The organism is Burkholderia sp. SR8, assembly GCF_052851275.1.
The window spans coordinates 462,517-476,181 of record NZ_JAULUC010000001.1 but is presented as its reverse complement, the minus strand read 5'-3'; the positions used below and the strand labels follow the sequence as shown (position 1 = coordinate 476,181).

Genomic DNA, 13,665 nt, shown 5'->3' with positions numbered 1-13,665 from the left:
TATCGGGCCGTATTTCCAGCGCCGTCTGCGCGCTGCGCTCGGCGATCATCCGATCGTCGGCGAGATTGCGGGGGCAGGGCTCGTCGCAGGCGTCCAGCTCGCGCGCGATCGTGCGCGGCGCGAGCGATTCGACTCGAGCGTCGATATCGGCACGGTCTGCCGGGACTTCTGCTTCAACGGGAACCTGATCATGCGCGCGACCGGCGACCGGATGCTGTTGTCGCCGCCGCTCGTGATCCGCGAGGCGGAGGTCGACGAGATCGTCGACAAGGCCAAGCGTGCGTTCGACGCAACCGCGCAGCGGATCGGGGAGGTGAGGTGAGTGGAGCGCCGCGCTTCGATCAGGCGTAGTCGAAGCGCTGCTGGTCGAACTCGATGATGCGCGCGACACACGCGGCAATCGACATCGTCCCGGTCTCGACGACGAGATCGGGTGCGACCGGCACCTCGTATGGATCCGAGATGCCGGTGAACTGGCGCGTCTGGCCGGTCATCGCCTTCGCGTACAGGCGCTTCGGGTCGCGCGCCGAGCAGGTCTCGATATCGGTCTTCAGATAGATCTCGACGAAGCGCGCGTCGCCGATGGTGTCGCGGGCCAGTTGCCGGTCGGCCGCATACGGGGAAATCAGCGCAACGATCACCATGATTCCCTGGTTGTTCAGCAGCTTCGCGATTTCCGCGGTGCGCCGGCAGTTCTCGGCGCGATCGTCGCGCCTGAATCCGAGATCGTGCGAGACGCCCGAACGCAATTCGTCGCCATCGAGAATGCAGACAGGAACGTCGTGCGCGCGCAAGTGTGCGGCGATCTCGCGCGACAGCGTGGATTTTCCGGCGCCGCTCAGGCCGGTCAACCACAGGGTGTGTGAATTCGGCAATGTCATGGGTGTATTGCGACGGTGTCAGCCAGCCGCGCAATGCGCGCGTTCCGGATCCCGGTCGTCTTGATTGGAGTGGGAAGCCGGTGCCGCTCGGCCGGCCGTCATTGTCGGTCGATTCTAGTCAGCCGGTAAATGCTCAATGTTACGAATTCGTTACCGTTTATTACATCTCGGCGATGCGTCATGTCGCACAGTGACCATGAGGGCGCATGGCGGTGTCCCAATGCGTGCATCGCGTGCGCCGTTGTCGCGCGATTGCTGCTCGGTCGTGAACAATTGCAAACGCGCCGCGCAAAACGAAAAGGGCCTGCGTCGTGAAACGCAGGCCCTTGAATTCTTTGGTGGCGGTACTTCCCTCGAATAGATCCTTCTACGCCTTTGTGGTGGCGGAGTCGCGGATTCTAGATTGTGAAAGTACCACCAAAAATACCACCGTAGACGGTCGATAGGCTCAGTCGATCGAGCCGCCGAAATCTGCCGGCCGACTGCGGCGGATGAGCCATAATCAGTTCAGCCCCTGCCTAGCTTTAGCGGGCGAAAAGCCGGACACCTTCACCGGCCTGGCGGGAGCCTTCATGAAGGGTGCGCACGAAGGGGCGCTATATGGCAACCAAGTTCAATAAGGGACTGACTGTCCGTCCGTTTGGGGCGGCGCTGCTTTCAATTGCAGAACTGAGGGCATGGCTTGCGCATGATCGCCAAGAACTGGAAACGGATCCGCCATTGGCCGAGTCCGGCTTCATTCAGATCGAAGTCTTGCTGTGCGATATCGAGCGTGCCGCGCTAGGCGAATATACGCCAGAGGCGGCGCAGGTGATTGTCGACATCAGACCAGCTATTGCGTCTCGTGAGCTTATTGACGAAGCGCCGACGTGGGCCATCGCCGCTGAACTCCACCTTTTTTGGCGCAAACGCCTCAGTGCGGCGTTTGAGCGGGGAGAGCTGAGGATGCTGGACGCTGTCACGAAACAGCCAATAGAGCTGGAAGCAGATGCCGCGCCCGATGTTTTGCCACGGCGAAACAAGCTGACCAAGGAGCAACAGCGCGAGATCGTCCAGCGGGAAAAAGAAGGGGTGACCCACCAGGCGTTGGCAAATGCATTCGGGGTGAGTCGTCAGCGCATCGACGCTATATGCAAAAGCGCAAAGCTGGCTCCAGTGTCGCCGTTCCCGGGTGTGGCGACTAAGTTACGCTAGTTGCCTTTGTAGTTGCCGCAACATCCCTAGTCGCCCCGTCCAGCGGGGCTCCGATGTTGCGGTTTGATTGCCTACGGTCTGCTTCGATAGCTTGGCTTCATTCCCAAGACGGCTTGGGAAGTACTTATGGAGCCAAGCATGGCCGATCAAATCAAAAAGGCGTTGATTCGCCGTAAGCGCGTCGAAGAACTCACGTCTCTGTCGAGAACGTCCATCTATCAACGGATGCGCGACAAGACGTTCCCCGGAAGCGTTCGCCTCGGTGCGGGCCGTTCGGTGGCATGGCGCCTCGAGGACATCGAGAAGTGGCTTGCCAACCCCGCGGCATACAAGGTGGAGGGCTGAAATATGGCCGATAACCACCAGCCGCCGATCTGCGAAATTCAACGGGGCTCGCGTGAGCGCTTGCGCGTCGAGCTGACTGAGCGCAACGGGAAATGGTACGTCGACTGCCGGGTATGGTTCGTCGGTGCTGACGGAAATTTCAAGCCGAGCGGTAAGGGCGTCTGCATCAGGCGAGACCACCTCGCACCGTTGATTCAGGGGCTCGGCCTGGCGGCGCGCGCACTCGATGGCGAGGTGCGGTGATGTCGCCTTCGAAGATCTCCTTGAAATCGCGACCGAGGGGTGTGTATACTTCGTTCACGGTGCTCAAAACACCTCGTACAGCGGTCCAGTCGCCCCGAAAGTCAGCGGCTATTTTTGCGCCCATTGGTTTCGCTCCAAAGGGCGGGAGTGCGGCTAATAAAAGACCCGAAAGGGGAATATGCCCGCGGCCTGTACGCCGTTTTGAGCTCCTGCCCACCCGTCTCAAAAGCGGGTTTCGTCTCACGTACAGGAGCAAAGCCATGCGCGCTATCCTCGCTCGTCCCGAGCAAATCCAATCCCTCATTTCGACCATTTCGGCAGTCTTCGCGGCGGCATTTGAGCGCGCGCCGGAAGAAACGCGCAGGGGCGGAATGAACGCAGTCCTCAACGTCGAAATGGAAGGCGAGCGCGGCGCGATTCTCAAGGCTCTCCGTGGGCTTTCTCGCTTCGACACTGCCATCGTTGCGGCCACAGTGCTCCCCGCTGGAACCCAGAACGAAGCCCGTACCAGCGCAATCGAATTCCTCGTTGCATTCGCCATGCCGGCGCAACTCGCGAAGCGCATCGATAGCGTGCTCGCACGACACCTGATCGGCAGGCATTTCGGCGGTCGAATCGACTACAAGGAACTCGGCGCCATCCACGACCTTGATCCGAGCAACGTGCGGCGGCGCGCGTGTGCCGTATCCGAAGCACTCATGGTGGAGGAGAGAGCGACTTGGGAGCGGGTCGCATCGTGCTTGCGCGATGCCGTCGCGGCGCACAGCAGTTCGCGTTTCTCGATGGAGGTCTAATGGCCCGCATCCGCACGATCAAGCCAGAATTCTGGACCGACGAAAAGGTCGCCATGCTTTCGATGGCGGCCCGTCTCCTGTTCATTGGAATGTGGAACTACGCCGATGACAGCGGAAACATAGAGCACTCGGCGATGCGTCTGAAGATGCAGATATTCCCCTGCGACGACATCGATTGCGCGCCTCTCATTGCATCACTGATAGCTCATGGAATGCTCATTGAGTACTCAGTGAGTGGCAAGAAATACCTACACATCAGAACGTTTGACAAGCATCAAGTCATCAACCGGCCATCCAAGAGCCGCCTTCCGACGTTTTTGCATACCCACCCAGTTAAGGATTCCAAACCTATTCATGGAGCGATCATTGATGGCTCAATGAGTGGTAACGGAGCAGTCACGCATGGCTCATTGACGGAAGTGGAAGTGGAAGTGGAAGTGGAAGGGAATCTTTCTAATAGTCGTCGTCTGTGCACAGCAGACGGTCGGCCTGTGGATAACTCACCGGACATCCAGCAACAGCAAAAAGACGAGACGACGACTGAGGGGAATCGTACCGATTCCCAAACCCTGAACCCCGCAAGCCAAGAATCGGGCGCTGGTGCCGTTGCTTCGGGTCAGGATGAGTCAATGCATCAGCAAGGGGACACGAGCGGCATGGCGGCCCCGGCATGCGTCGCGGATGAAGGAATTCCCCCGCTGTCGGTGTCCGTTGAGTGGCTGCAGGAGCGTTGCGTCCAGATCGACGCGTCAAACGACCTGCTGATCGGCTGGCGGCGCGCTGGCGTGACGGAAGGCCAGTTCACCATCGCCATCGGCAAGGCCAAGGCATACAAGCTCAAACACATCCCGGCGAACTACCTGGCATCGATCATCGCCGAGATGATTAATCCGCCGGAACGGGCATCGAAGCGTATCGCGCTGGGCGACGACGAGAAAAGCCTGAAGGCGGCGGCGCGCGAGCTCGGCATGGACGAAGGGCGCCAAGGCGAGAGCCTGAAGCAGTACAAGGCGCGGATCCTTGCGCGGATGAATCAAGGGAGCCGACCGGCATGAGCGAAGATTGCGCTGTCGGTATGTGGCTAGCGTGGGGCAAGTACTTCGCCGGAGACCTCGTGCTTCGCTTCCGCTGGGGGATGATTTGCATCATCGAGGAGTTGGCGGATCTCGAGTCTTGGCCGAGAGGTCAGGTCACGCGGGCGACGTACGAGATGGCATGCGGCCCGATCGGCGACATCCTTCCAAACTTCCACCACTACGTTGCTCGCCTTGAGGCTGCTCGCGCGGCATATCGCGCTATCCGGACCATTCGGCGGCAATGTTCGCGGGAGTGGATTCGATGAAGGCCATCCGTCTTTTCGAGAACTCCGTCGAGCTGCTGGCAATGATGCAGACCCTTTCAGGCCGGCGCGCGGATATCGCGCCTGAAATAATGCGTCGACTCGAATCTCAGCGAGCTGCCGCAACATCGTTGGGGCGATTTAGCCAAGGCCTGAATCTTGATGGCTACGGACATGCGCGCGAAATGTTGCCGGCGGTGGTGTCCGGCTTCATGCCTGTTGAGCGGCTCTACGTTCTGATGCTCCAACTCGAATGCGATTTCCGCGGAGCGGCGGCGCGGGCACAAAGAGCAACATCCGGTAAAAGATTTGACGCGTTTTGGGATGCGTTCGACGCGTTGGTGCGACGTCGGACATGCCGGACTGCAGAAGAGGTGTATGAGGCGGTGAAAGCCTCGGGCGTCGCCGGCCAACATCCGAAACTGAGCGTCGCCAAGCGGCGTTATGGAAAAGTGGCGAAATGAATCTCTCAGACATTCCATTTGCTTGGACAGCGCTAATCCACGCGGCATGATGAAAGTAACCCAATCTCCCTTTCGACTGGAGCATCGAGATGGCAGAACGCACGTTGGAGCATGTCAATGAATACGTGGTCGACCGCGTGACCATTCCGCTTGCCTCCCGAGAGTGCGTCGCCGGACCAGTCCTTAAAGAGGACGGAACGCTCGACTACTACCTGATCGTGCTATGGGAAGCCATCAACCTCTACCACGGTGCTGCAAAGGCGTATGCCGCTAGCCGCGGTTTCAGGATCCCGAACCGGCGCGAAGGACGCGTATTGCGGGCTGCGTTCCCCGAGATCTTTGGATCGGTGGCCTATTGGCTCGAGGAGGATTGCGAGGGAGATCCCGCTTCCGCCTGGCATCAACGTGCGTACGATGGCGGCCAAGGCATTGCACCCAAGAACACCAATATCCGCGCAGTCCTCGTCCGCAGATTCGAAACCTGATCCAGACGATCGCCTTATCTTCCAGAAGTCACCTGATACAAATAGGAGCACAAAATGACAGCCATCCCCGTCACATGGAATTCCCCGAGCACGGCCAACGCTCAACTCAGTCCCCTCTTCGACTCGGCCGGCGGCGTGAGCAACGTGATTGTGCAACTCACGGACTGGCCGGGCGCCGGTGGAGCTCCGCACTGCCAGGCCACTGGCGTTCTCAATTTGGGACGTTACGTTCCCGCGAGGTACACCGTCGATGGGCAGGGAAACGACGTGTGGCTGACGTCAGAGCCTGGACCGAGACACCTCTACGGAATCACCGGCTGGATCCTCGCCCAGTGACGGGTTGCGCACTCGAACGGGTCGACAGCCGTTCCTATCCATTTTGAGGTATATCCCATGATCAAGTTGAATATCGGCCGCGTCGACTTCAGCAAAACCGACGAACGCAAACTGCGGGAGCTCCTTGCATCGCCGGACATCGAGGCTCGAATCAATGCCGCCGAGCAGAAAAACATCGAGAAGCGCGCTACGCTCCGACGGCAACTGGACACCCTGAACGAGCGACACGACCCGGATATTGAGACTGCGGCTGCGAAATGTGCCGAGGCGGCCAACAATATTGAAACGTTGCGCGCGCAGATTCGCCAGGCCGAGGAAGCGCATCGTGCGGCGGTGGGTGCCACGTCGTATCTGGAATCGCTGAAAAGCCGCGAAGAGTTCGATGCCAAGAGAGAACTGTACGAAGGCAGGGATGCGCGGCTTGATCAATACCTCGTTCATCTCGGGACCGCGCTGAGCCTGGTTGGACATTGCACGAAGACCTGGATTGAGCACGTTGGTTACAACTGGCTCGGCAATCTTCTCCACAGGACGGTTTCAAACCAGGATGAGGTTGTCGCCGCGATGGCCCTCCTGAAATCGGCCCGCAAACAGGTCGAGGCTCTGGCTCTCGAGCCATTGACGCGCGCTGAAATCGGCGAGCGGTTGACCTCCATCACTGGGGATATCGCGCCGACGCTTAAGAAATTCTCAATCGGATGGCCGGCTCTCGATAAGGACGGCGAAGTCGAATTGCAAGCTCCCCATGCGAATGCCTTGGAGGTGCTGCAGAAAAACGGCGTCGCGACGAACGGTGATCTTCCTCCCAACGAGTTGGCCAGGAAGATTCGAACGGCACAACTTGATGCGTTAGAAACGGGCAGCGCGGTCACGGTTGGCGATGCTGTAATTGGCCGCCGGCGCCGATAAGCACTTTCTAGCGATGACAATCGAGAAAGACACATGAACATCAAAATCTTCAATGTATGTCTGGTGCTCGGGTGGCTCATGGTTCTAGCCGGCGGCGTAATCGTGAATCCGGGATGGGGCATCGCTATCGCAGGCGGCGCCATGGTCTTCATGACGCTAGCGATCGCCTATATTGCGGGTTGGGCGCGCCCCTCGAATCGGAAAGACAACCAAAGCGAGGCGGCGTAATGTTCATCTCAAGGGTTCGTGCCGATGCAGGCAACACCTCGGACAAATCTCCGTGGGGAAATTTCTGGTTTGCGCCGCTCGGATATCGATCGAATGCCGGATCGCGCGTGACGCCGGTCTCAGCGCTTACGCTACCCGATGTATTGGCATGCGTTCGGGTGCTGGCGGAGTCGTTCGCGATCATGCCGTTCGAACTCTACAAGCCGCAGTTCGGTGGTGGCCGGGTCAAAGCCCACAACCATTGGCTCTACAAGCTGATCGAGAAGGCCCCGAATCGCTTTCAGACGCCATATGAATGGCGAATGATGTTGCAAGGGCACCTGGCGCTTCGCGGCAACGCCTTCAACCAGATCAGCGCGAACAGCAAGGGAGAAATCACCGAACTGCTGCCCCTCCATCCTGACCGCATGTCGATCGAGCCGCTGGAAAACGGATCATTTCGCTACCGATATATCGATCAGAACGGGCAGATCATCTATTTCAGTAGGCACGACATCTGGCATCTCCGTGGGCTCAGCGACGACGGCTATATGGGTTTGAGCCTCATTGCTTTGGCGCGTGAAGCCTTCGGCGAAGGTCTGTCGATGCAGGAATATTCGACTCGCTTCTTCGCTAACGATGCGAAACCGGGCGGCGGGTGGATCGAGTATCCGGGCACGTTCGGCAACAAGGAAGTCAAGCAGCAATTCCGCGACTCCTGGCAAGACATGCAGGGCGGCGCGAACCGCGGAAAGGTGGCGGTCCTCGAGCGAGGCATGAAGTTCCACGAGCTCGGAATGAACAACAAGGACAGTCAGTTCGTCGAGGCCCGCGGGTACAAAACCACGGAGATCGCGCGTATTTTCCGCGTGCCGCCGCACAAGGTCGGTGACCTTAGTAAAGCCACCTTCAGCAATATCGAACACCTGTCGATCGAATTCTGGACCGACACGATGCTTCCGTGGGCGCGGCTCTGGGAATACTCGATGTGCTTCAACTTGCTCGGCCCGGACTCGGATCTCGATCCAGAATTCGACCACAAGCCCATGATGCGCGGTGACGGTACCTCGCGCGCGACGCGTATCAGTACGCTTGTCAACGCCGGCGTGATGACGCGCAACGAAGGGCGCGGCGAAGAAGGCTATGACCCGATCGATGGCCTCGACAAACCGCTGATGCCGTTGAACATGACGACGGTAGACGGTTCCGGCAAGGGCACGAAATAATTAATCGCCTCGGCGAGGGAGCAAACGCATGAGCAACGAAAGCGTTACACGCGTCACAGTCGACGCATCCGGCTATACGGCCGGGCTCGACCGAGCGAAGCGCAGCGCTGAATCGTTCGCGGCCTCTCAGGAGGCCGTTTCGAAGCGCATGAAGGCCGCGCAAGAAGCGATTGCGGAGGCGGCAACCAATGGCAGCAAGGCATCCGCCAGTGCGATCAACTCGTTCGTGCAGTCGACGATGCGTATGGCAGATACCGTCGGCAAGACGCGAAGCCAACTGCTCGAGATGAAGGCCGCGCAGCTCGGCGTGAGCGATTCGATGGCGAGCTATATCGCCCAGGTGAAGGCGGCAGAGAACGCGCATCACGGTCTCAACTTTGCGACGGCCGGTGCGCGGCGCGAGATGCTCGTTCTCGCGCATGAAGCATCGCAAGGCAACTGGAAGCGGTTCGCCGGCTCGCTGATGGTTCTGGGCGAGAGAACCGATGCGATGTCGCTCATCATGAACAAGTCGGTGTTGTCGGTCGGGGCGATGGTCGGCGTCGTGGCAATGGCGGCGGGCGCCACGTACAAAGCTGCCGAGGCAATGGGCGCGTACGGCGAAGAAATCGACAAGATCTCGAAGCGGAGCGGCGCGTCGACCGATACCGTTCAGCAATGGATGTTCGCTGCCAAGGCATCCGGCGTCGATGCGAAAGAGGCTGTCAAATCATTCAGCGACCTGGGCGAAGCACAAAACAAAGCGATTCACGGCAACAAGGATGCGGCCGCCGCGTTCGCGGCGATCGGGATTTCGCTGAAGGATCTCAAGACCAGCACCCCGAACGATCTCCTGCCGCGCATTGCCGATGCGTTTCAGCAGTCCGCTGATGGGGCATCGAAGGCGGCGGTAGCCAACGAGATATTCGGCGCATCGGGCGACAACCTGATTCCGATCTTGGACCGCGGCGCGGCTGGCTTGCGGGAACTCGGCGTGGCGGCGCGGGACGCTGGTGGCATCATCGGCAATCAGACCGTCATGCAGATGAAGGCGTTCGAGGAGCACATGAACCTCAGCCGGGCGCAGATGGACGCCATGAGCATGAGCGCCAAAACTAAGCTGCTGCCGACGATCATGGCCTTGACCGACGCCATGGGCAGCAACGCCGCCATGAAGCCCGTCATGGAGGACTTCTATCAAGGCGTCGGCGTCATCATGAAATCGGCGGCGTCCGCTGGAATGATGCTCGTTGCGATGTTCGAGGAGACGTCCACCGCTATTGCTACGGCGGTCAACGTCATCCATTTCGCTTCCGTAGGCGCATTTACGGAAGCGGGTTTGGCGGCGAAGGTCGGTTACAACGACCTGCGGAAGCAAGGCCAGGGCTACGCCGACTTCCTGCACAAGCTGTGGTCTGATGCACCGAAGGAAATGGCTGGCCCCCCGCGCGCCGCAATGCATCAGCGTCAGATCGATTATTCAAAGGGGGAACATCAGCATCATCCGAAGGCGTATCACGACGATGCCGCCACACGGTTCCTGCAGCAGCTTCGCGACCAGGATGCCGCGACGCGAGCCGCGCTCACCACGAATGACAAGCTCACCGAGGCAGAGAAGCAGCAGGCCGAATTCCTGCAAAAGATCGCCGACCTGAAAGAGCGCAAGATCCTCACGGTCGACGAAAAGAGCCTTCTTGCGGCTCAGGATCGCATCAAGGCGCAGTTTGCCATCAACGTCGAGCACGAGCGCGAGCTCAAGCTGAAGCAAGACATCCAGAGGCTCGACGAACGAGCAGCTCAGATCCGCGCGCAGATTGGAAATTATCAGCGTGGCCAAGGTGAGCAACATCAACGGCAACTGGACGCGTTCGGCATGGGCAGCGAAGCATTGGCACAAGTCCAGGCCATGAAATCGATCTATTCCGAATACGAGCGCATGCAGTGGCAGCTCGAGAAGGAGACGCCGAAGAGTGCGCGAGGCTCGCAGCAATACCTCGAGGCACAAGCAGACATCAAGGCCGGCTTGAATCAGTCGCTGCAGGATTTCGACAACTACTATGCCGCGCTGAAGGCCAAGCAGGACGACTGGACGAACGGCGCCGCAACGGCGTTCGCGAACTACGTCGATTCCGCGCACAACGCTGCGGCGCAGGCGCAAGAGGCAGTGACACGCACCATCAAGGGCATGGAAGACGCGATGGTCGAGTTTGTGACGACAGGGAAAGTGAGCTTCGCCAAGCTGGCTGACGGCATCCTCGCTGATCTCACGCGTATGGCGACACGCGGCATCATGTCGAAGTTTGTCGAAAATGCATCGTCGATGGGTGGCCAGCTCGCCAGCGGTCTGTTTGCGTCGCATCCTGACGTCGCCGCGAAAACGGCAAACCTGCTGCCTGGCGATCCGCTCGAAAGTCTCATGAAGCTCACAAAGGGCTTCGGAACGATGGGCGCTCAAATTTTGCCGAAAGCGATCGGTCCGATGGGCACTGCCGCAACACAGAATATGGCCGCTTTGAACGCTGCGAATGCGACCGTCGCGACCATGACGGTAGGGACGCTGATCGGGGGATTCGGTCCAGGCGGCAGCGGCAGCATCGGTGGTCTGGGCGCATTGCTTGGGGGAATCGGACAGGGTGATATGGCCGGCGCATTCGGCTTTACCGCGACCGGCGTCACCGGGTCGGCAGATGCGGTCGTTGCCGGAGCGATGGCGGACTCTAGCGTGAGCGGAATGTCGGCCCTATTCGGCCTCGGTGGCGCGCTTGCGGGCGGTGGCACAGCTGATGGCGGAACGCCGTATCTCGTTGGCGAAAAAGGCCCGGAGTTGTTTGTGCCGAAGCAGTCAGGCCGTGTGGTTCCAAACCATGAGTTGCGCACCGGGACAGGCAACGACGCGTCGCCCGGAGTTTGGAATACCCACAACAACTACATGAACATCACCGTCCCGCCGGGTACCACGCGGGCTACGGCAGATCAGCAGGCGCGCTCCATCGCTGAGCGGCTTCAGATCGCTGGTAGACGCAACAGCTAGAACTTCCAAGCTGTCCGGCGACGTCCGACAACGACCATTACGCTATAAGGAGCGGCCATGGCCGACAGTACTACCAACATCGATCAGATCAGCTCGACGCAGGCGAACAAAGAGCTGACGATGAATTCGCTTGTCGATGCGGGGAGCCCGTCCATGATGTGGGGGCGGCGCGCGAGCGCGTCGGGTGGACTGACGTGGGGCTACTACGGCGGCCGCTTCGTGGACAACACGGGGACGCCGCACGCCATCGCCAACGGCACCATCACGCTCGGCGCATCGACCACGACATACGTCATGGCCAACCCGACGACGGGGGCCGTGACGTCCAACACGACCGGTTTCACCGCTGGCCTTGTGCCGCTGTACTCGATCGTCACCGGGGCGTCGACCGTCACGAGCTACCTCGACTACCGCAGCTATCAGCCGTCGGCGGTGGCGGCGGCCGCCGCGTCCGGCGTGGGCCTCGCCGGCGGCGCGATCCAGACCGCGGCGTACACCTTCGTGTCCGGCGACAAGGGGCAGTGCCTTGTGATGAACAGCGCGAGCGCTGTGAGCCAGGCGCTGCCGTCTCCCGGTGGCACCGGCTTCGGCAACCAGTGGTGGGCGAGCGCGGAAAACATCGGCGCGGGCACGATGACGCTCACCGTACCGACGGGCGTCAAGCTCGATGGCGTCACGAACGGCACTCTCGCGCTACCCACAAACGCCGGCATCACGTTCTTCACCAACGGCACCGACTATTTCTCGATCCGAGGCCTGGCGACGGGCGGCGGCATGACGAACCCAATGACGACCGCGGGCGACATCATCATCGGCGGCGCCTCCGGCGCGCCCGCGCGCCTCGGCATCGGCTCGAACGGCCAGGTGCTCACTGTCGCCTCCGGCGCGCCCGCGTGGGTGACACCGTCCGGCGCCTCGGCCCCGGCCACGGCAAGCATGGACCTCGTGTCGTACTTCGTCGGAGCGATGGGCGCGTCCCAGGTGATCCTGAACGCCATCACGCCGCAACCGCTCACGCTGCCGGCCAGCCTGACCGGGTCGTATGCCTACTGCGACACCGCGCCGACGAACGCGGTGACCTGCACCATCAACCAGGTGAACAGTAGCGGCACGGCGACGGCGATCGGGTCGGTCAACTTCGCGGCGGGCTCCAAGACCGGCACGTTCACCTTCAGCAGCGCCGTCACCACGAACGCCGGTGACCGCGTGCAGGTCGTCGCCCCGTCTACGGTCGATTCCACCTTCGCCGGGCCGACGATCGGCCTCGCGGGCACCACGCCCGTGAACGCCGGCACCGTGGCCGTGCAGACGGCGGCCTACACGTTCCAGCCGACCGACCGCAACGCCCTGAACGTGATGAACAGCGCCAGCGCGACTTCGAGCGCGCTGCCGACGGCGACGGGTACTTCGGGTAACTACCCGAATGGCTGGCGTACTTCGTTCTCGAACATCGGCGCGGGCACGGCCACGCTCACGGTTCCCAGTGGCGCCAGCCTTGACGGCGTAACGAACGGGACGCTAGCGCTGACGCAGAATCAGGGCGTAACGGTGTGGACGGACGGCACGAACTGGTTCACGACGCGCGGGACCGGGGGAGGCAGTGGTAGCGGAGCCGCGCCCGCAGACGGAACCGCTGACACGCCCCCAGTGCTTTCCAGTTTTTCTTGGCTCAATCAAGGATCCACCGCGCAAGCTTCGCAGCAGAGCGGCTTTATTAGCATGTCGGATACGACCACCGCAGCACAGCTACGTGCGCTCGTCAAAGCTCCTCCTGTAACGCCATACAAAATCACGATTCGGATGCGCGGCATTCTATTGGGAAACTACCAAGGGTACGGCCTCATCTTTTACGACTCCACGAGCGGCAAAGTTATTTCGTTTGGCACGCTCGGCACTTCGCTCCAGGTATATCAATGGAACTCTCCAAGCTCAGGGAGCGGCGCGGCTTATAACTCGAGCATGGCATTTCCGCCTCAATGGCTCCGGATTCGGGACGATGGCACAAACCTCTACGCTGATATATCGACTGACGGTGTTTCGTTTCTCAATGTGTGGAGCGCATCCAGAACGGCGTACTTGTCGACGCCAAACCAGATCGGCTTTTACATGCTGCCGAACGCGCAGCCCATGCAGGCGAGCTTGCATTCTTGGTTGCAGTCGTGATTGCCGTGCGCGTACGTCGCGGCTGTCACCGGAAGTGATAACGATTCTCGTTTTCGACAATGGGCGGCG

The 13,665-nt window shown here is 60.4% G+C and carries 13 protein-coding genes and 1 pseudogene; 13 read left to right on the top strand and 1 reads right to left on the bottom strand.

Translation table 11 applies throughout. The features are described from left to right. Window positions 1–322, top strand: a pseudogene (locus Q3A80_RS02280) (aspartate aminotransferase family protein); the annotation flags it as partial. Window positions 323–341: 19 nt separating this feature from the next. Here Q3A80_RS02280 and cysC read toward each other — a convergent pair. Then, on the bottom strand, window positions 342–881 hold the full coding sequence (cysC, locus tag Q3A80_RS02275) for an adenylyl-sulfate kinase (protein ID WP_446327468.1): 540 nt from the start codon (window positions 879–881) through the stop codon (window positions 342–344). A gap of 600 nt (window positions 882–1,481) precedes the next feature. Between cysC and Q3A80_RS02270 the strand changes: the two genes are divergently transcribed. The 12 genes from Q3A80_RS02270 to Q3A80_RS02215 all read left to right on the top strand — a co-directional run bounded on the left by Q3A80_RS02270 (window position 1,482) and on the right by Q3A80_RS02215 (window position 13,596). Next, window positions 1,482–2,075: a hypothetical protein gene (locus Q3A80_RS02270; RefSeq protein WP_446327467.1), complete on the top strand. Its 594-nt coding sequence runs from the start codon at window positions 1,482–1,484 to the stop codon at window positions 2,073–2,075. 138 nt (window positions 2,076–2,213) lie between these two features. Then, window positions 2,214–2,420: a helix-turn-helix transcriptional regulator gene (locus tag Q3A80_RS02265; protein ID WP_446327466.1), complete on the top strand. Its 207-nt coding sequence runs from the start codon at window positions 2,214–2,216 to the stop codon at window positions 2,418–2,420. Between the two features lie 3 nt (window positions 2,421–2,423). After that, complete coding sequence (locus tag Q3A80_RS02260; RefSeq protein ID WP_446327465.1) at window positions 2,424–2,663, top strand: transcriptional coactivator p15/PC4 family protein; 240 nt, start codon at window positions 2,424–2,426, stop codon at window positions 2,661–2,663. Between the two features lie 260 nt (window positions 2,664–2,923). Beyond that, entirely contained in the window at window positions 2,924–3,457 is a 534-nt protein-coding gene (locus Q3A80_RS02255) for a hypothetical protein (RefSeq protein WP_446327464.1), read from the top strand. Next, window positions 3,457–4,512, top strand: a complete 1,056-nt coding sequence (locus Q3A80_RS02250; RefSeq protein ID WP_446327463.1) for a hypothetical protein — start codon at window positions 3,457–3,459, stop codon at window positions 4,510–4,512. The genes Q3A80_RS02255 and Q3A80_RS02250 overlap by 1 nt, the downstream gene beginning before the upstream one ends. A gap of 283 nt (window positions 4,513–4,795) precedes the next feature. Further along, window positions 4,796–5,260: a hypothetical protein gene (locus Q3A80_RS02245; protein WP_446327462.1), complete on the top strand. Its 465-nt coding sequence runs from the start codon at window positions 4,796–4,798 to the stop codon at window positions 5,258–5,260. Between the two features lie 89 nt (window positions 5,261–5,349). Next, the gene (locus tag Q3A80_RS02240; RefSeq protein ID WP_446327461.1) at window positions 5,350–5,745 is read left to right on the top strand and encodes a DUF1566 domain-containing protein; all 396 of its coding nucleotides are present in this window, start codon (window positions 5,350–5,352) and stop codon (window positions 5,743–5,745) included. 393 nt (window positions 5,746–6,138) lie between these two features. Further along, a complete protein-coding gene (locus Q3A80_RS02235) occupies window positions 6,139–6,990 on the top strand; it encodes a hypothetical protein (protein ID WP_446327460.1) in 852 nt (283 codons plus the stop codon). Window positions 6,991–7,023: 33 nt separating this feature from the next. Continuing rightward, entirely contained in the window at window positions 7,024–7,218 is a 195-nt protein-coding gene (locus Q3A80_RS02230) for a hypothetical protein (RefSeq protein ID WP_446327459.1), read from the top strand. Then, window positions 7,218–8,423, top strand: a complete 1,206-nt coding sequence (locus Q3A80_RS02225; protein ID WP_446327458.1) for a phage portal protein — start codon at window positions 7,218–7,220, stop codon at window positions 8,421–8,423. The genes Q3A80_RS02230 and Q3A80_RS02225 overlap by 1 nt, the downstream gene beginning before the upstream one ends. Before the next feature lie 28 nt (window positions 8,424–8,451). Then, entirely contained in the window at window positions 8,452–11,433 is a 2,982-nt protein-coding gene (locus tag Q3A80_RS02220; RefSeq protein ID WP_446327457.1) for a phage tail tape measure protein, read from the top strand. Window positions 11,434–11,490: 57 nt separating this feature from the next. Beyond that, the gene (locus Q3A80_RS02215) at window positions 11,491–13,596 is read left to right on the top strand and encodes a hypothetical protein (protein WP_446327456.1); all 2,106 of its coding nucleotides are present in this window, start codon (window positions 11,491–11,493) and stop codon (window positions 13,594–13,596) included. Window positions 13,597–13,665 lie beyond the last annotated feature (69 nt).